This window comes from Pelomonas aquatica, assembly GCF_026712205.1.
In the GTDB taxonomy this organism is placed as follows: Bacteria; Pseudomonadota; Gammaproteobacteria; order Burkholderiales; family Burkholderiaceae_C; genus Pelomonas; species Pelomonas aquatica.
The window spans coordinates 232,334-249,897 of sequence record NZ_JAPPUW010000004.1 but is presented as its reverse complement, the minus strand read 5'-3'; the positions used below and the strand labels follow the sequence as shown (position 1 = coordinate 249,897).

The 17,564-nt window shown below is 69.8% G+C and carries 16 protein-coding genes, 1 other RNA gene and 1 pseudogene; 9 read left to right on the top strand and 9 right to left on the bottom strand.

Annotated elements, in window-relative coordinates:
* The first annotated feature begins 111 nt into the window (after nt 1–111).
* The gene (locus NYP07_RS06200; RefSeq protein WP_268148520.1) at nt 112–2,244 is read left to right on the top strand and encodes a TonB-dependent receptor; all 2,133 of its coding nucleotides are present in this window, start codon (nt 112–114) and stop codon (nt 2,242–2,244) included.
* The gene (locus tag NYP07_RS06195) at nt 2,244–3,314 is read left to right on the top strand and encodes a PepSY-associated TM helix domain-containing protein (protein ID WP_268148518.1); all 1,071 of its coding nucleotides are present in this window, start codon (nt 2,244–2,246) and stop codon (nt 3,312–3,314) included. Before NYP07_RS06200 ends, NYP07_RS06195 begins: the two co-directional genes overlap by 1 nt.
* Before the next feature lie 1,147 nt (nt 3,315–4,461).
* Here NYP07_RS06195 and NYP07_RS24030 read toward each other — a convergent pair.
* The 3 genes and pseudogenes from NYP07_RS24030 to NYP07_RS06185 all read right to left on the bottom strand — a co-directional run.
* A pseudogene (locus NYP07_RS24030) lies at nt 4,462–4,650 on the bottom strand (DUF6538 domain-containing protein); the annotation flags it as partial.
* A 121-nt stretch (nt 4,651–4,771) separates the two neighbouring features.
* An RNA gene (gene ffs / locus NYP07_RS06190) (signal recognition particle sRNA small type) lies at nt 4,772–4,869 on the bottom strand.
* A 22-nt stretch (nt 4,870–4,891) separates the two neighbouring features.
* On the bottom strand, nt 4,892–5,359 hold the full coding sequence (locus NYP07_RS06185) for a nuclear transport factor 2 family protein (RefSeq protein ID WP_268148516.1): 468 nt from the start codon (nt 5,357–5,359) through the stop codon (nt 4,892–4,894).
* Nucleotides 5,360–5,444: 85 nt separating this feature from the next.
* On the opposite strand from NYP07_RS06185, the gene NYP07_RS06180 reads away from it, so the two are divergent.
* Nucleotides 5,445–6,017, top strand: a complete 573-nt coding sequence (locus NYP07_RS06180; protein WP_268148514.1) for a TetR/AcrR family transcriptional regulator — start codon at nt 5,445–5,447, stop codon at nt 6,015–6,017.
* Here the strand turns inward: NYP07_RS06180 and NYP07_RS06175 are convergent.
* Both NYP07_RS06175 and NYP07_RS06170 read right to left on the bottom strand, forming a co-directional pair.
* Nucleotides 5,992–6,378, bottom strand: a complete 387-nt coding sequence (locus NYP07_RS06175) for a SirB2 family protein (protein WP_268148512.1) — start codon at nt 6,376–6,378, stop codon at nt 5,992–5,994. The genes NYP07_RS06180 and NYP07_RS06175 overlap by 26 nt on opposite strands.
* 19 nt (nt 6,379–6,397) lie before the next feature.
* Nucleotides 6,398–7,507: an AIR synthase related protein gene (locus NYP07_RS06170; protein ID WP_268148510.1), complete on the bottom strand. Its 1,110-nt coding sequence runs from the start codon at nt 7,505–7,507 to the stop codon at nt 6,398–6,400.
* A 43-nt stretch (nt 7,508–7,550) separates the two neighbouring features.
* Between NYP07_RS06170 and dnaX the strand changes: the two genes are divergently transcribed.
* Genes dnaX through NYP07_RS06150 form a run of 4 tightly spaced genes read left to right on the top strand, consistent with a single transcriptional unit; the run spans nt 7,551 to nt 10,750 of the window.
* Complete coding sequence (gene dnaX / locus NYP07_RS06165) at nt 7,551–9,413, top strand: DNA polymerase III subunit gamma/tau (RefSeq protein ID WP_268148508.1); 1,863 nt, start codon at nt 7,551–7,553, stop codon at nt 9,411–9,413.
* A gap of 15 nt (nt 9,414–9,428) precedes the next feature.
* Nucleotides 9,429–9,755, top strand: a complete 327-nt coding sequence (locus NYP07_RS06160) for a YbaB/EbfC family nucleoid-associated protein (RefSeq protein ID WP_268148506.1) — start codon at nt 9,429–9,431, stop codon at nt 9,753–9,755.
* A 7-nt stretch (nt 9,756–9,762) separates the two neighbouring features.
* Nucleotides 9,763–10,350: a recombination mediator RecR gene (recR, locus tag NYP07_RS06155; RefSeq protein ID WP_268148503.1), complete on the top strand. Its 588-nt coding sequence runs from the start codon at nt 9,763–9,765 to the stop codon at nt 10,348–10,350.
* Between the two features lie 7 nt (nt 10,351–10,357).
* Nucleotides 10,358–10,750, top strand: coding sequence for an MAPEG family protein (locus NYP07_RS06150; protein WP_268148501.1), 393 nt, complete (start codon nt 10,358–10,360; stop codon nt 10,748–10,750).
* Between the two features lie 13 nt (nt 10,751–10,763).
* Here the strand turns inward: NYP07_RS06150 and NYP07_RS06145 are convergent, their stop codons facing one another.
* The 4 genes from NYP07_RS06145 to gloB form a co-directional block, all read right to left on the bottom strand.
* Nucleotides 10,764–13,409, bottom strand: coding sequence for a PAS domain-containing hybrid sensor histidine kinase/response regulator (locus tag NYP07_RS06145; RefSeq protein ID WP_268148499.1), 2,646 nt, complete (start codon nt 13,407–13,409; stop codon nt 10,764–10,766).
* A 78-nt stretch (nt 13,410–13,487) separates the two neighbouring features.
* Complete coding sequence (locus tag NYP07_RS06140; RefSeq protein ID WP_268148497.1) at nt 13,488–13,799, bottom strand: hypothetical protein; 312 nt, start codon at nt 13,797–13,799, stop codon at nt 13,488–13,490.
* Between the two features lie 172 nt (nt 13,800–13,971).
* Nucleotides 13,972–15,522, bottom strand: coding sequence for a transglycosylase SLT domain-containing protein (locus tag NYP07_RS06135; RefSeq protein ID WP_268148495.1), 1,551 nt, complete (start codon nt 15,520–15,522; stop codon nt 13,972–13,974).
* The gene (gene gloB, locus NYP07_RS06130) at nt 15,519–16,304 is read right to left on the bottom strand and encodes a hydroxyacylglutathione hydrolase (RefSeq protein ID WP_268148493.1); all 786 of its coding nucleotides are present in this window, start codon (nt 16,302–16,304) and stop codon (nt 15,519–15,521) included. Before gloB ends, NYP07_RS06135 begins: the two co-directional genes overlap by 4 nt.
* Nucleotides 16,305–16,357: 53 nt before the next feature.
* On the opposite strand from gloB, the gene NYP07_RS06125 reads away from it, so the two are divergent.
* Together NYP07_RS06125 and rnhA are read left to right on the top strand one after the other, a co-directional pair.
* A complete protein-coding gene (locus tag NYP07_RS06125; RefSeq protein ID WP_378989568.1) occupies nt 16,358–17,065 on the top strand; it encodes a class I SAM-dependent methyltransferase in 708 nt (235 codons plus the stop codon).
* Nucleotides 17,058–17,540, top strand: a complete 483-nt coding sequence (gene rnhA / locus NYP07_RS06120; protein ID WP_268148489.1) for a ribonuclease HI — start codon at nt 17,058–17,060, stop codon at nt 17,538–17,540. The genes NYP07_RS06125 and rnhA overlap by 8 nt, the downstream gene beginning before the upstream one ends.
* The last annotated feature ends 24 nt before the right edge of the window (nt 17,541–17,564 follow it).

Sequence of the window (17,564 nt, the reverse complement as noted above, 5' to 3'; positions counted from 1 at the left end):
GGCTTCCGCAACCCGGATGTTATTTATGTAATGAGAATGAGTTCGATTCGCATTATGATTTAACAGTTCTTTGCGTTGAACGCTTCCCTCGTCCTAGCCGCCCCCCTTCCGATGCCCTTCTCGTCCGCCCGATTCCCGCGTCCCAGCCTCCTGGCCCTTGCCCTGTCCGCGACGCTTCCCGCCCTGGCCCAACAGGCCGCCGACCCAGCCCTGGAACGCGTCGTCGTCACCGCGACCCGCGGCACCAAGGCCATCGACAAGATCCCGGGCGCCGTCAGCGTCATCACGGCCCAGGAGATCGAAACCCAGACCCTGGTCGCCGAGGACCTGAGCCAGGTGCTGTCCGTGCTGGCACCGTCCTATGCGCCGTCGCGCCAGAAGCTGACGAGCTTCGGGGAGTCGATGCGCGGCCGCACCGCGCTGCTGCTGTTCGACGGCGTGCCCCAGAGCAACCCCCTGCGCAACGGTGCCCGCGAGGGCTACTTCGCCGACCCGTCGTTGATCGAGCGCATCGAGGTCATCAGCGGCGCGTCGGCTGCCCAGGGCCTGGGCGCGACCGGCGGCATCATCAACTTCATCTCGCGCACGCCGCGCGAGGCCGGCACGCGCCAGCGCGTCGAGCTGAAGTACGGCACCCAGGGGCACAGCGACGACGCCCTGTGGAAGGCCGGCTACACGCTGGAACACAAGAGCGGCTTCGACGCACTGCTGCACGTCGGCGCGACGTTGCGCGGCGTCGGTGTCGACGGCGATGGCCGGCGCCTGGGGCTGGAGGCCGTGCAGGGCGACACCCAGGACTCGCGCGCCGGAGACGTCTTCTTGAAGCTCGGCCGCGACTTCGGCCCGCAGCGCCTGCAGCTGTCCGTCAACCGCTTCCGCGTCGCGGGCGAAGGCGACTGGAAGCCCGTCGCCGGCAACCGCGCGACGGCGCTGCCGACCAGTGCCGCACCCGGCACGCCGCCTGGCCGGCCGCCGCGCAACGATGTGCGCACCGTGTCGCTGGACTGGAGCCACGGCGAACTGGCCGGCGGCCAGGCACACGCCCAGGTCTACAAGCAGGACTTCAGCGCCCTGTACGGCGCAACTGCCGCGACGACCTTCCAGGACACGAGCATCGCGCCCCAGGGCCGGCTGTTCGACCAGTCCGAAGTCGTCGCCGACAAGGCGGGCGTCAAGCTGAGCTGGGTTCGGCCGGATCTCTTCGTCGACGGGCTGGAGCTGACGACCGGCCTCGACTGGCTGAAGGACACCTCCCAGCAGCGCCTGGCGCTGACCGGCCGCACCTGGGTGCCGCCGTTGAAGTTCACGAGCACGGCGCCCTTCGCCCAGCTCGAGTACGAGGTCGGCGCCTTCACCGTGCGCGGTGGCGCGCGCCGCGAGAGCGCGAAGCTCGCGGTCGACGGCTACCAGACGCTGGCCTTCTACAAGAGCACCGCGGTGCAGGGCGGCGAGCGCAGCTTCAGCCAATGGGTCAAGAGCCTCGGGGCGGTCTGGCGCCTGGGCGGTGGCTGGTCCACCTTCGTCTCCTACAACGAGGGCTTCGGCGTGCCCGACGTCGGCCTCGTGCTGCGCGCGGTCAACAAGGCCGGCCAGTCCGTCGACAAGCTGATCGCGCTCGAGCCCGTCGTTACCGACAACCGCGAGCTCGGCCTGGCCTGGCGCGGACGCCAGGGCAGCTTCTCGGCCTCGGTCTACGACTCGCGCTCCGCCCTCGGCTCCCAGATCCGCGTCGACGCAGCGACCGGCATCGGCAGCGTGCTGCGCGTGCCGGTGCGCGTGAAGGGCTTCGAGTTCAGCGGCGAAGCGAGGCCGCTTGCGGACTGGACGCTGAGCGCCAGCTATGCCCACACCCGCGGCAAGACGGCCGCCCAGCCCGACACGCCGCTGGACGTCGAGCTCGGCGCGCGCTCGCAGGGGCCGGACAAGCTCGTGCTCGCCGCCGCATGGCAGTTCGCGCCCAAGGGCAATGTGCGCCTGCAGGCCACGCGCCTCGCCTCGCGCGACATCAACGTCGGTCGCGTCGTCGGCACCTCCAAGCTGGAGGAGCACTTCGGGGGCTACACGCTGGCCGACCTGGCCGCCACCTATGGCACGGCCTGGGGCGAATTCGGCCTCGGCGTCGAGAACCTGTTCGACCGCCAGTACATCGGCTACTACGCGCAGTCCAACCCGGCCGGCACCAATGACGATCTGTTCGCCGGCCGCGGCCGCACGCTGACGGTCAGCTGGCGGCGCAGCTTCTGATGCGGCGCTTCTGGCTGAAGCTGCACCGCTGGGCGGCCCTGGCCCTGGGATTGCCGCTGACGGTCGTGGCCCTGCTGGGCAGCAGCCTCGTCGTGCTGAAGCCGCTGGACCGCCAGTTGAATGCCGAGCTGTTCAGCGTGCCCGTCGGCCCCAGTGCGCCGGATCTGCTGGAGCGCACGCGTCGGCGACTGCGGGCCGAGTTCGGCCCGGACGCGTCCTTCGTGCTGCGGCCGCCGCGCCAGGCCGGCGAAAGCCTTCGTGCGATGGTGCGCGGCGGTCCATGGGAGGGCTATATCTATGTCGACCCGCGCGACGCCCGCGAACTGGGGCGGCGCGGGGAGCGCGAGGGCAGCTTCAACTTCGTCTTCGAGTTGCACAGCTCGCTGCTGATGAACGCCGCCGGCAAGCCCCTGCTGGCCGCGTTGGCGCTGACCTATCTGGTGCTGCTGATCGGCGGTCTGGTGCTGTGGTGGCCCAAGCGCTGGAAGCAGGCGTTCGTGCTGGCGCTGGACCGCGGCCTGCTGCGCGGCCTCTTCGACCTGCACCGCACCGGCGGCGCCTTGCTCGGCCTGCTGATCGCCATGCCGGTTGCGACGGGCGCCTATATGGCCTGGAAGCCGCTGGGGCAGGCGCTGACCTCGCTGTCCGGCCAGACGCCGCTGGCGCCGCCCCAGGTCAGGGTCGCCGACCCGGCACTGCCGCCACAACCGCTGGACGTGCTGGTCGCCAACGCAGCGGCAAGCAGCGACGGTGCGCCGGTGGGCTATGTCGCGCTGCCGGCCGACATGGCCAAGCCGGTGCGCGTGCGGCTGAAGCTGCCCGACGACCCGCACCCCAACGGCCTGACCTCGGTCTGGATGCACCCGCAGACGGGCATCGTGCTGCGCACGGATCGCTGGAGCGAACTGGACCCGGGCGCGCGTTTCAACAGCGTCATCTATCCGTTGCACACCGGCGAACTCGGCGGCTTCGCACTGGAGACGCTGAACGTGCTGCTGGGCCTGGCGCTGGCGGCGCTGGGTGTGGCGGGCCTAGGGCTGTGGTGGCTTCGGCGGACTTGGAGCCGCTGACGAAACCCACCATCCGCTGCGACTCGAGAATCGTTGAGGCAGATGCCTTCATGGCATCCACGTAGCCCAGGAAGCCCAGCCGGACCAGTTCGCTATGAATGGGCACGGAGCGCAGGCCGGCCTCGGTCTTGACCGTGGCTCCTTCAGCTTCCTCGGTGATGTGCAGGAAGGCGCCCGCCTCGGTCTGCTCAATGTCAGCGACCCGGAGCTGGCACAGCTCGCCTACGCGGGCACCTGTGAACAGGCCAAGGAGCGGAATCCAGTAAGCGGCGGCGCCTGCGGCCTTGGAGTCCTTCGGCAGCTCATGGGCAGTGAAGAGCGGCAGTTCAAAGAAGGCTCGGAGCTGGTCGCCCTTCCACGGCATGCGCCGGTTTTCGGTCTTGTGCGCTACGTCCAGGCCCTCCCACGGGTTGCTGGGGATGACCTCCAGGTCACGACGGGCGTACTTCAGCAGTGACTTCACCCAGGTCATGCGGTCATGCTTGGTCTTCGATGCGAGGTCCAGTGTCAACAGGTGGGCGCGGAAGGCGTCCCCGGTGGCCCGGGAAATCTCCTTCAGGCGTGGGTGTCCGAACTTCTCTTCAAACAGGGCTAGGGAGCGGTCGCAAGCGTTGACCGAATCCGGTGAGCGGGTCTTGGCAGCCTTCCAGCGAGTGAAGACCTCCCGCAGGTTCTTGGGCACGCCGGCCGGTGCGGAAACCTGGGCTACCTCTGCTGTGCCTTGGATGGCGCCCAGGGCTGGGAGCTGGGGCTCCGGCGGGGTCTCCACCAGCTCGCCCGAGTGGCGGGACTGTCGAGCCTGGATGGCCCTCAGGCGGGCTTTCACCAGCTCACGGGCCAGGGCAGGGCGAAGCGGGTCCGCTGCGCTGACCTCCATCCCGAGGGCCATCAGCCAGTTCGGGAGGATGTTCTCTACCGGCTCGGCAGAGCCTGTGGCGTAAGCACGCTTCAGTTGTGCGGCTTCCAGCTCCAGTGCGAGGGCCTGGGTTTCCATGTTGGTGGGGTTGAGACCGGCCATGCGGACCGTCTCGTCCGATTCCAGCATGCGGGCGTGCATCAGGTCGGCAGCCTCGCGGATCAGCTCGGGGGTGAGCAGGATGGGTGCCGGCCCGGCTGCTTGCCGCGTGCCGGCCTCTCGCTGCTGGGCAAACCGGGTCAGCCACTGCGCACGCAGGACCGCGGCCCGCTCATTGGCTGTTCTCAGGTCTGAGGTGTTCAGGGAGCCGCGGTGTGCCCACTGCCCCGGGTAGCGCTTCTGTAGGTCCTTGGGGGCCTTGATGCCCCAATGCCAGATGCTCGATCCTGGCCGCTGGTGAACCCCGGGGGCTCTCTTCATCGCTTCGCTCACTTTTGTCATGAGCGAACCCCGGAAGTACACATCAAAAGTACACAGTCGGCTCGGTCTAAGTCCTTGTCAGATCAAAACTATTTGTCGATCAACGACTTAGGGTAAACGAGGTGACGAGCCTTACCCCCGGCACTGGTTGCAACGCTTAGGGCTGCTTGGTTCCCCACCTGACCCGGTTGGGCGCGCTTCCATGCGGGGAGGCCCGTCGAGGGGTATTGTAGTTCGAGCTTCAGAGGTCCAGTTCCGACAGGCCCGGATGGTCGTCGGGGCGGCGGCCCAGGGGCCAGAAGAACTTGCGTGCATCGGCGGCGATGGGCAGGTCATTGATGCTGGCGAAACGGCGTTGCATCAGGCCTGCGCCGTTGAACTCCCAGTTCTCGTTGCCGTAGGAGCGGTGCCACTGGCCGCTGTCGTCGTGCCACTCGTAGGCGAAGCGGACCGCGATGCGCGCGCCATCATGTGCCCACAGCTCCTTGATCAGGCGGTAGTCCAGCTCGCGCGCCCACTTGCGCGCCAGGAACTGGGTTATTTGATCGTGACCCACCGGGAACTCGACGCGGTTGCGCCAGCGGGTGTCCTCGGTGTAGACCTGCACGACGCGTGCGGGATCGCGGGAGTTCCAGGCGTCCTCGGCGAGGCGGACCTTCTGGACGGCCGATTCGTGGGTGAACGGAGGCAGGGGTGGCTTGGTGGTCATGGCTTTCGTGTGCGGCCTGAATGTAGACAGGTCTGTCTGCGTGGCCAGTCTAGGTGATGTAGACAGATCGGTCTACACTGGCGCCATGTCGACCGTCGCCGCCGCGCCCGATGCCCTGCCTCGCGAGCGCATCCTCGCCGCCGCCCATGGCCTGTTCTATCGGGACGGCGTGCGCGCCACCGGCATCGACCGCGTGATTGCCGAGGCGGGCGTCACCAAGGTCACCTTCTACCGCCAGTTCCCGAGCAAGGACGACCTCATCCTGGCTTTCCTTGGACGCCGGCATGCGATGTGGATGGAGTGGTTCACCGACGCATTGCAGCGCCATGGCGGCACGGCCGCGGCCGTCGTCCCGGCCTTGCGCGAGTGGTTCGGCAGCGAGGACTACCGCGGCTGCGCGTTCATCAACAGCGTCGGCGAATTGGGGCCCGTGCAGCCGGGCGTGCTGGAGGCGGCACGGTCCCACAAGCGCGAAATGACCGAGGCGCTCGCTGCACTGCTGCCCGCGAGCCGCGGCCGCGCCGCGCAGGCGCGTGCGATGGCATTGGCGGTGGACGGCGCCATCGTCAGGGCGCAGATGCTGGCGCAGCCCGAGGACGCGCTGGCGTCCCTGTCGCTGCTGTTGAAGGCGCTCAACCGGGCAGGAACTGCCGGTTGATCGAAAGGTCCATCGCGAGCGCCAGCAGCGCGAGCGCGGTCAGATAGCCCAGCAGGTGCAGGCGCGTCTGGCTCATCGCCCAGTGGCCGCAGACCAAATAGCCGACCAGCGCGACGAGCTTCACGCCCAGCCACCAGTCGGTCATGGGGTTGTAGCCGATGGAGCCCCACAGGCTCAGGCCCGTGACGACGAGGCAGGCGTTCACGCCGAACACCAGCACCATCAGGCGCGCGTCCTGCGCAATCTCCTGCATGGCCGGCGTGCCGAACTGGAACATCAGGCCACGCGTGAAGAAGAGGGCCACGCTGCACCAGGCCAGCAGCACATGCCACTGGACCATCTGCGAATAAAACCACGTCATGGCCGGGGCGGCGCGGGGCTCAGCGCAGCGCGAGGTCGTCTTCGCTGAAGCGGATGTTCAAGGGCTCGATCAGCAGCTGCTTCTCGCCCGCCTCGACCGTGCCGGCCACCCAGGCAGCGATGCCGCAGTCGCGCGCGACCTGGGCCGTGCGCTCGGCGTCCGCGGCCTTGACGAAGATCGCGAAGCCGGCACCCATGTTCAGCGTGGAATAGGCCTCGCGGTCGTCCTGGCCGGCCTGCTTCTGGATGAAGTCCAGCACCGCGGTCTTGGGCGGCACGGTGTGGATGCGGTAGGTCAGCGCGCTGGGGTGGCGCAGCAGCTTGCGCCAGCCGTGGCCGGTGATGTTGGCGCAGTAATGCGGCGCGATGCCGGCCTTCCACAGCGCCTCGGTCACCGGCGAGTACAGCGCGGTGGGCGCGAGCAGGGCTTCGCCGTAGGTCAGGCCCGGTTCGATCTCGGTCAGATAGCCCCGGGGCAGGCGCTCGGCGAGCTTGCGGGCCAGGCTCAGGCCGTTGGCGTGGATGCCGCTGGAGGCCAGCAGCACGATGGCGTCGTCGGCGCCGAGCTTGTCGCCGACCGACAGCCTCTCCTTGGGGTTGATGAGGCCGGTGCAGGAGGCGGCCAGGTCGATGCGGCCGTCCTCGACGATGCCGGCCAGGGCCGGCGTCTCGCCGCCGCCCCAGGCGACCTGGCAGGTGTCGCAGGCGGCCTTCCAGCCGGCCACCAGGGCCTGGGCGCGCTGCGCGTCGCCGAACCAGTCGCTACCGCCGGCGGCCCAGTAGGCCTGCACGACCAGCGGCGTCGCGCCGACGGTGATGAGGTCGTTGACCGCCATCGCGATCGTGTCCTGCGCAATGCCGGCGAAGAAGCTCTTGCCGGTCTGCCTGGCCATTTCGTCGGCGACGAGGGTCTTGGTGCCCAGGCATTCGACGATGGACGCCATGTAGAACGGCCCCACGTCCACGACATAGGCCGATTCGCCGCGCGACGCCTTGACCTCGCTGAAGCCGTGGCCGGCGAGGTGTGACGCGGTGGCCGCGGCGGCGCGCTGGGCCGTGATCTTGAGCGGATCGATCAGGTCGTAGTTGACGCCGGCCTGGTCGTAGGTGAGGGGTGCTTGCGAGGTCATAGGGCGGATTATCCGCGGTGACCCCGACCCTAGAATCCCCGCCATGAGCTATCTGGTCCTGGCCCGCAAATACCGTCCGCAGAGTTTCGAGCAGCTCGTCGGCCAGGAGCACGTCGTGCAGGCGCTGGCCAATGCGCTGACGCAGGGCCGGCTGCACCACGCCTATCTGTTCACCGGCACGCGCGGCGTCGGCAAGACGACGGTGTCGCGCATCCTCGCCAAGAGCCTGAACTGCACCGGGCCGGACGGCACGGGCGGCATCACGGCGCAGCCCTGCGGCGTCTGCGCGGCCTGCCGCGACATCGATGCCGGCCGTTTCGTCGACTACGTGGAGCTGGACGCGGCCTCCAACCGCGGCGTCGAGGAGATCTCGCAGCTGCTGGACCAGGCGGTCTACAAGCCCGTCGTCGGCCGCTTCAAGGTCTACATGATCGACGAAGTGCACATGCTCTCCAACACCGCCTTCAACGCAATGCTGAAGACGCTGGAGGAGCCGCCTGACTACCTGAAGTTCGTGCTGGCCACGACCGACCCGCAGAAGGTGCCGGTCACCGTGCTGTCGCGCTGCCTGCAGTTCAACCTGCGCCCCATGGCCGCGGCCGACGTGCAGAGCCACCTGGGCAATGTGCTGGGCGCCGAGAGCGTGCCGGCCGAGCCTGGCGCGCTGCGGCTGCTGGCGCGCGCGGCGCGCGGCTCGATGCGCGATGCGCTGTCGCTGACCGACCAGGCCATCGCCTTCGGCGCCGGTTCGCTGACCGAGGCCGGCGTGCGCCAGATGCTGGGCAGCGTGGACCGCGGCCATGTCGTGGCCATCGTCGACGCGCTGGCGGCGGCCAGCGGCGAGGCCGTCGTGGCCCAGGCCGATGCGCTGCGCGGCGCGGGCCTGTCGGCCGCCGGCACGCTGGAAGACCTGGCCACGCTGCTGCAGCAGATGGCCCTGGCCCAGGCCGCGCCGACGGCCCTGGACGACGGCGACAACGAGACCGCCGAGATCCGCCGCCTCGCCGCGCTGCTGCCGGCCGACGAGGTGCAGCTGATGTACAGCATGGCCCTGCATGGCCGCGCCGAGCTGCATCTGGCGCCGGACGAATACGCCGGCCTGCTGATGGTGCTGCTGCGCATGCTGGCTTTTCGGCCCGCCGGCACCCAGCCCCGGCCCGTGAAGGCCGCGGCGCTGGTGCGCCCGCCGGTGGTGGCCAAGGCCGTCGTCGCGGTGCCGCTGCCCAAGGTGGCGCCGCCGGCACCCGTCGTCGCATCGCCCGTTGCCGTCGCGCCCGTGGCGGCGCCGGCCGCGGCACCCCGGCCCGTGGCCGCCCCGCCCAAGCTGGCCGAGCCCGCGGCGCCCAGCTTCAGCGACCGGCTGCGTCCGCGCCCCGTCGAGCCGTCGGCCGCGGACCAAGACGACATGGCCTTGGGCGACGGCCCGCCACCCGACGACGCGCCGCCGCCGTGGATGGAGGCCGACGACGCGCCTACGGTGCCGGCCCCGCGCGAAGCCGAGGCGCCGCGCCGTGTCGAGCTGCGCGAGACGCCCGAAGGCGCACAGTGGGCCGAACGCATCGCCGGCCTGAACCTCGTCGGCATGACCGGTGAGCTGGCCCGCCAGGCCCAGGCCCTGGGCTGCCAGAGCGTCGATGGCCGCGAGGTCTGGACGCTGCGCGTCGAGCGCGAGTCGCTGCGCGCGCCGGCCCTCGTCGACAAGCTCGCGGCGGCGCTCGATGCGCGGCTGGACATCCAGGCCGGCGTCGCCGAGGACTCGATCGCGCTGCGCAGCGTGGCGCGTGCCGAGGCCCAGCAGCGCGCCGCCGAAGACCTCGCCGCGTCGCACCCGATGACGCGCACGCTGCTTTCCCAATTCCCGTCGGCGCGCATCCTGCCCGGATCCATAACGCCGATCACTCACTGACAAGGAACCAACACCATGATGAAGGGTCAACTGGCCGGCCTGATGAAGCAGGCCCAGGCGATGCAGGACAACCTGAAGAAGGCGCAGGAAGAACTCGCCCACATCGAGGTCGAGGGCCAGAGCGGCGCCGGCCTCGTGAAGGTGGTCATGACCTGCAAGAACGAGGTCCGCCGCGTGACCATCGACCCCTCGCTGCTGGACGACGACAAGGACATGCTGGAAGACCTCGTCGCCGCTGCGTTCAACGACGCCGCCCGCCGCGCCGAGGCGACCAGCGCCGAGAAGATGGGCAAGCTGACCGCCGGCATGCCGCTGCCCCCCGGCATGAAATTCCCGTTCTGAAGACTTCGTGACCGCGCTTGAGACGTTGATCGAGGCGCTCAAGCGCCTCCCCGGCGTGGGCCAGAAGTCGGCCCAGCGCATGGCCTACCACCTGCTGCAGCACGACCGGCTGGCCATGCCGCGCCTGGCCGAGGCGCTGACCGCGGCGGGCGAGTGCATCGGGCACTGCGAGCGCTGCCACACCTTCAGCGAGACGCCGATCTGCGCCGTCTGCGCCGACCCCGAGCGCGACCGGCGGCTGCTCTGCGTCGTCGAGACGCCGGCCGACCAGGCCGCGCTGGAGCGCACCGGCTCCTACCGCGGCTACTACTTCGTGCTGCTGGGCCGGCTGAGCCCGCTGGACGGCGTCGGCACGCAGCGCATCGGCGCGGCCGAGCTGCTGGCGCGCGCGGCCGAGGACGGCGTGGACGAGGTCATCCTCGCCACCAGCTTCACGGCCGAGGGCGAGGCCACGGCCCATGTGCTGGCCGAGGCGCTGCGCGTGCGCGGCATCAAGTCCACGCGGCTCGCGCGCGGCGTGCCGGTGGGCAGCGAACTCGAATACGTGGACCTGGGCACCATCGCCCATGCCTTGTCTGACCGTCGCTCAACCTAGGCCATCCATGACCATCGCCCAGCTCTGCCTGCTCGCCGCCTGCCTGCTGCCCATCGGCTGCGCGGCCATCGCCAAGTCCAGGGGCTTCGGCAAGCGCCGCCGCGACGGCGGCTTCGACAACAGCCGGCCGCGCGACTGGCTGGCCCGGCAGGAGGGCTGGCAGGCGCGTGCCAACGCGGCCCAGGCCAACAGCTGGGAGGCGCTGCCGGTCTTCATCGCGGGCCTGTTCGTCGCCGGCCAGCACCAGGCCGCGCAGGCCACGGTGGACGCGCTGGCGCTGGGTTTCGTCGCGGCGCGCCTGGCCTACATCGGCCTCTACCTGGCCGACAGGGCCTGGCTGCGCTCGCTGCTGTGGACCGCCGGCATGGCGACCTGCGTCGCGCTGTTCTTCGTGGGTTGAACCCGTCGGGGCCTCAGCAACTGCCACGATTTGCGGAGACATCGACAGGCATCTGGCCGTCCAGCACCTGGAGCAGTTGGCGAAAGTCGATGGGCTTGGTCAGGTAGCCCTCGAAGCCCTGATCCATGGCGGCGCGAATCTGTTCCGGAAGGGCGTCGGCCGACACCGCCACCAGGCGCACCCGCGCCGTCGCCGGGTGGCGTTGCAAGGCCTGCGCGAGCTCCAGCCCGGTCATGTCGCCCAAGTGCATGTCGACCAGCATCAGGTCGGGGGGATCATTGCGGGCCTCGATGAAGGCCGTCGCCCCGTTGGGCGCCACGCGCAGGTTGACCGCCGGGCGAAAGGACACGACCTGGCGCACCAGCTCCACGTTGACCTCGTTGTCTTCCGCGTAGAGCACGTTCAAGCCCTTGCCATCGAGCTGGGCATGCATGCTTGGCGCAAACGGAGCCGGCGCGAGCGGCGCCGCAGCCTGGGCCCGTTGCAGGCTCACGGTGGCCACGGTGCCGAGCCCGGCGGCGCTCTCGATGACCAGGCGGCCGCGCATCAGCTCCACCAGATGCCGTGACAGCACCAGTCCGATGCCCGTGCCTTCAACGCCGGTACGCTCGGCGCCCAGGCGATTGAAGGGCTCGAACAGGTGCGCCAGTTGCACTGCCGTCATCCCGCCCCCGTCGTCCCGGATCGTGCAGTCGATGCTGCTGCCGTTCGATTCGAAGTCGAGCGCGACGTTGCCGCCGCGACGGTTGTACTTGACGGCATTGCCCAGCAGGTTGACCAGCACCTGGCGCAATCGCACGCGGTCCGCGACGACCCATGCCTCGCGCTCGACGCCGGCCTTCTCGGCGAATGGCCGGTGAATGCGCACGCCGGCGTTCTTCGCCAGCATTTCGACCATCGAGGCCGCTTCGTCCGCCACGGCCTGCAGGGCGACGGCTTCGAGCGACAGGTTCAGCCGGCCCGACTCGACCCGCGACAGATCGAGCACGTCGTTGACCAGGGCCAGCAGATGATGTCCCGCATGCTCGATGTGCCGGACCTGGTCCAGCTGGGCCTGCGCCAAGGCAGGCTGCTTGGTCATCCTGAGCAGCTGCGCGAAACCCAGCACCGCGTTCAGCGGCGTGCGCAACTCATGGCTCATGCGGGACAGGAAATCCGTCTTCGCACGGCTGCTGGCTTCCAGCGCCTCGCGGGCCTTGCGCTCCTCGCGCATCGCCAGATGCGCGCTGATGTCGCGCAGCACCACCGTCGTCAGCACGCTGCGGCCCATCGAAAGCCGGGACAGCGAGGCCTCCATCGGAAACTTCTCGCCGCTGGCCCGCCTGCCCACCAGTTCATGCAGGCCGTTGTGCGCTGGCATGCCGTTTCCCTGGCCCGGGGATCCGGCCATCAGGGCGCGCAACTTCGGTCTGTCGCCGTTCGCGAAATAGCTTCCGATCGGCTGGCCGAGCGCCCGCTCGGCGGTCGTCTCGAAGGCCCGCTCCGCCGCCCGGTTGAACAGCACGATGCGTTCATTGCCATCCACGGCGATGACGCCGTCGGCCACCGTGTCGATCAGGCGCGACAGACGCTGCTCGCTCTCGCGCAAGGCGGCCTGCGTCCGCAGTCGTTCGGTCACGTCGAAGAAGGTGGCCACCGCACCGCTGACGAGGCCGTCCTGCATCACGGGATGCGACCAGTATTCGACCTGGAACGACGTACCGTCGCGCCGCCAGAACACCTCGTCGACGACATGCACCCTATCGACCTGGCGCATCGCCTGGTACATGCGGCATTCGTCGGCCGGATAGACCCGGCCGTCGGCGTGCGTGTGGTGGATCAGTTCGTGGATGCGCTGGCCGACCAGGTCCGACTCGCGCTCATAGCCCAGCATCATCAGTGCCGAGCGGTTGACGAAGGTGCAGCGTCCCTCGGTGTCGATGCCATAGAGCCCCTCGGCTGCCGAGTCCAGAAGCAGTTGCAGGGACTCCTGCCGGCGGCGCACCTCGGCCGCCGCCGCCGTCCGCGTGCGCAGGCTCAGGCGCACGATGTGCAGGCTGGTCAGCGCGAGCGCGGCGGCCAGCGCCAGGTTGAGCGCGAGGAGCAGGCTCTTGGTCTGCCGGGAGGCAGCGCCCAGCTGATCCGTGAACTGTCGTTCGAGTTCCGTCAGGCGCTGGTTCAGCAATGGCGCCTGCGTCGCCATTTCTTCCACCTCCCGGCCGCCGGAGCGGCCGGCTTCGATGCGTTCGCGCGCCCTTTCCACCAGCGCCAGCATCTGGGCAATCACCCGGTCCCCCTCGGTCCAGGTGGCGATCGGGCGGGCCATGAAGGGCACCGAGTGGAACCAGCGGAACAGGCGGATCATGCCGTCGATGTCGTCGGGGTGATTGGCTCCGGCCAGGAAGCCCTCGCGCGCGGCCTGCTCGTCCGGCGGGTCGAGTTGCAGGGCTTCGCGCGCCTTGCGGTCGCCCAGCGGCACGGCCAGCGACTGGGAGAACAGCCGGTAGTCTTCGTCGCTGCGGGAGCGGGCGTAATGCAGCAGGTGGAGCTGGGCATTCTTTTGCCCCTTGGAATACAGGCTCTCGCCGGTCACATAGGCGCGCACGGCCGACAGCACCTCGATGCTCACGGCCGCCAGCATGACCTGAAGACCAATGACGCTACCCAGCACGGTCGCCACGGGCCATATGGCGGATCGGCGGGACGGGGGCGGGGGTGTGAGCATGCTGCGCAGGCCTGGGTTCGCTCCTCGGCGCCTCTACCGCCCGCCCCGATGCCTCGCCGAGACGATCAGGCGCGCCTGCGCTCTGCGGCATGGCACGCGGCCGAATTGCACCTTGAGCAGGTTCCGTGCCATGGACTGCGTGAGCCGTTCGACCACCGGCCACGCGCCCACCAGCAAGGCGCCGATCCGAAGGCGGCCGGGCCTCGCGTCGCGCATGCGCTTGAAGAACCCGTGCTGCGCGACCCTCTCGCGCCACGGCGCGCGGGCCTGCACCAGATCCTGGGTCCAGGCGGGGTAGCTCCGGATGTCCCGCAGAGGCCCTTGAAGAGTGAACAAGTCGGCCACGCTAACGTTCTCCCTGCAGTCCTTACTGCGAGAACTGCAGGGGCAATCTATCAACATGCGGCCCGATCTGCAACCGATCGACCGTTCGTTTACGGATCGCGCGCCACCGAATGCGCCGCCCGGGCGGGCGTCTTGCCCGCCGGCACCGGCCGTCCCGGCCGGACAGGACGAATCAGGGGGTGGCCGCGGCCACCACGGTGCGGCCGCGCCCACCCTTGGCGGCCTTGGATGGGTGCCTGGCGTTGGCCAGCTTCAGCGGCTTGGTGGCGGGGGCGGCGGCCATGGCCGTGTACACGACGACGGCATGGCCCGGCTTGAAGCGGGCGCCGTCGGCGACCTTGTTCCACAGCGCCACCTGCTCGGCCCTGACCTTGTAGTGCGCGGCCACGCTGGCCACGGTGTCGGCCTTGCCGGCCTTGAAGCTGATGCGGTGCAGCGGCGGTGCGTCGGGCGCGAGCTTGAGCGCGGCCGTGTCGGCCAGGCGCCCGGACACGTCGGCCACGACATGCTCGCCGCGCGGCACCAGCAGCGTGGAGCCGGCCTTGACGAGCATCCTGGGCGGGATGCGGTTGACGTCGCGCAGCACGGCCTCGGTCATGCCGGTGCGCCGGGCGGCCTCGGCCGGGCTCATGGTCCTGGGCACGACCCAGGCGGTCCAGCTCGCCATCGGGCCGGTGTGGCGGGCCAGGTTCTCGGCGAAGGCGCTGGCCTGGTCGTAGGGCAGCAGCACCTGCGGCGTCGCGGCGGCGAGGATGACCGGCTTGTTCATCTGCGGGTTGAACTGCTGGAAATCCTCCAGCGGGATGCCGGCGAACCGGGCGGCCAGGGCGACGTCGACGTCGCGCTCGATCCTGACCGTCAGGAAGTAGGGGTGGTTGGCCACCGGCGGCAGCGTCAGCGCGTAGCGTTCGGGCGCCAGCACGATGTTCTTCACGGCCTGCAGCTTGGGCACGTAGTAGCGCGTCTCGTCGGGGATCTTCAGGCTCTCGTAGTCGGTCGGCAGGCCCAGGCGCTGGTTGCGCGCGACGGCCTTCTGCACATTGCCCGGGCCCCAGTTGTAGGCGGCCAGCGCGAGGTGCCAGTCGCCGAACATCTTGTAGAGGCGGCCGAGGTAGTCGAGCGCGGCGCGCGTGGAGGCGAGCACGTCGCGGCGGTCGTCGCGGAAGATGTTCTGCTTGAGGTCGAAGTCGCGGCCGGTGGCGGGCATGAACTGCCACATGCCGGTGGCCTTGGCGCTGGACACGGCATGCGTGACGAAGGCGCTCTCCACGAAGGGCAGCAGGGCCAGCTCGGCCGGCATGCCGCGCTTGTCGACTTCTTCGAGGATGTGGAAGAGGTAACGGCTGCCGCGCGTCGTCATGCGCTCGACGTAGTCGGGCCGCGCGCTGTACCAGGCCTCGGCCTTGCGCACCCAGTCGTCGTCCAGGTCCTGCAGCTGGAAGCCCCGGCGCACGCGCACCCAGAGGTCGGCGCTGGCGTCGGGGGCGTCGAGGTCGACCTTCTCGCCGGGGCGCAGGTTGTCCTCCAGCAGCGTGGCCGCGGCCTCGCGGCTGGGCACGGTGGCGGCCGGCAGTGGCGCCGGCGCGGGGCCGGCTTCGGCGGCAAGGGGAGGCGGGGAGGGTGGGGTGGCCGGGGCGGTCGCCTCGGCGGGTGGGCGGGTTGTGGCGCAGGCGGCGAGCAGCAGGGCGGAAGCCAGTGGCGTGAGGCGGGAGAGCAGTGTCATCGGAATCCGTTCTTCCATTCGCGCAGCGTGGCGAAGACATCGACCGGGCTGGGCTCGGCCGGGAGTTTCAGGGGGGCGTGGCGGCGGGCGGCGTCGCGCAGCGCGGCTTGCGCGCAGCGCAGGAAAGGGTTGATGCGCAGTTCGGTGCCGATGCGGCCGGGCAGCGTCGGGCGACCGGCGGCGCGCTCGCCTTCGCACCAGGCCGCGTAGGCGGCGAGGTCGGTGTTGTCCGGGTCGACCTCGCGTGCGAAGCGCAGGTTGGACAGCGTGTACTCGTGGGCGCAGCAGACGCGCGTGTCCGGCGGCAGCGCGGCCAGCGACTGCAGCGAGGCATGCATCTGAGCCGCCGTGCCCTCGAACAGCCGGCCGCAGCCGGCGCTGAACAGGGTGTCGCCGCAGAACAGCAGTGGGCCTGGCTCGCCCGCGTCGGCCGCGAAGTAGGCGATGTGGCCAGAGGTATGGCCGGGCACGTCCATCACGGCGAAGCGCAGGCCCAGCAGCTCGATGCTGTCGCCGCCCTGCACCCGCTGCACGGGTTCGGGCATCTTCTCGGTCACTGGCGCATAGACCGGGCCGCGCAGCCGCGGACGCAGTGTATCCACGCCGCCGACGTGATCGCCGTGGTGATGGGTCAATAGAATGCCCGCGAGCGTCAGGCCGCGGGCGTCGAGCGCCGCGGCCACCGGGGCGGCGTCGCCGGGATCGAAGACCAGGGCCTCGCGGCCGTTATCCAGCAGCCAGAGGTAGTTGTCGTCGAAAGCGGGCAGAGGCGTGAGCGTCAAACCGAGCGTCAATGTGGCGCCAACCCATGACAGATAAAGCGCCGAGTATAGATTTGGCCGCCTGGTTGCAGACCCCGCCCGGCCGCTATCTGCTGGCCTGGGAGCAGGCCCAGGTCGACGCGGCCGTGGCCGACCTGTTCGGCTTCCATGCGCTGCAGCTCGGCCTGCCCGGGCTGGGCGGGCTGCAGGCCAACCGCATGCCGCATCGCTGGGTGGTCGGCCGGCACCTGCATTGCGAGTTCGAGGCCCTGCCTTTCGAGAGTGCCAGCCTGGACCTCGTGCTGCTGCCTCACGCGCTGGAGCAGGCCTGCGACGCCCATGCGCTGCTGCGCGAAGTGGAGCGGGTGCTGCGTCCCGAGGGGCGGCTCATCGTCTTCGGCCTGAACCCGGCCAGCCTGTGGGGGCTGCGCCAGAAGCTGGGCCGGCTGAAGCGCCGCGGCGAGCCCTATCTGCCGCGCGATGGCGATTTCATCGGCTACTGGCGGCTGCGCGACTGGCTCAAGCTGCTGTCCTTCGAGGTCGAGGCGGCACGCTTTGGCGTCTACCGCCCGCCGCTGCGCACCGAGGCCTGGCTGCAGCGCTGGCAGTGGGCCGAGGGCGTGGGCTCGCGCTGGTGGCCGGTGCTGGGCGCCGTCTACTTCATCCAGGCGGTCAAGCGCGTGCACGGCATGCGCTTGATCGGCCTGGCCAAAAACTCGCGCCTGGCGGCCAAGAAAGCGCCCGCCGTCGCATTGAACAACCATCACAGGAAACATGACTGAAACGTCCAAGCCTGCCGTCGCCATCAGGCGCCCGCAGGTCACCATCTACACCGACGGTGCCTGCAAGGGCAACCCCGGCCCCGGCGGCTGGGGCGCCTGGCTGTCCAGCGGCGGGCACGACAAGGAACTCTTCGGCGGCGAGCCGGGCACGACGAACAACCGCATGGAGCTGATGGCGCCCATCGAGGCGCTGGCCTCGCTCAAGCGCAGCTGCGACGTCGTCATCTACCTGGACAGCGAATACGTGCGCAAGGGCATCACCGAGTGGATCGTCAACTGGCAGCGCCGCGGCTGGAAGACGGCCGACGGCAAGCCGGTGAAGAACGTCGAGCTCTGGCAGCGCCTGGACGCGCTGCGCAAGCTGCATTCGGTGGACTGGCGCTGGGTCAGGGGCCATGCCGGCGACCCGGGCAACGAGCGCGCCGACGCGCTGGCCAACAAGGGCGTGGCGTCGCTGGGCCGGGCGCGTCAGTAAAGTCCGCGCCAGCCCCAACTCCCC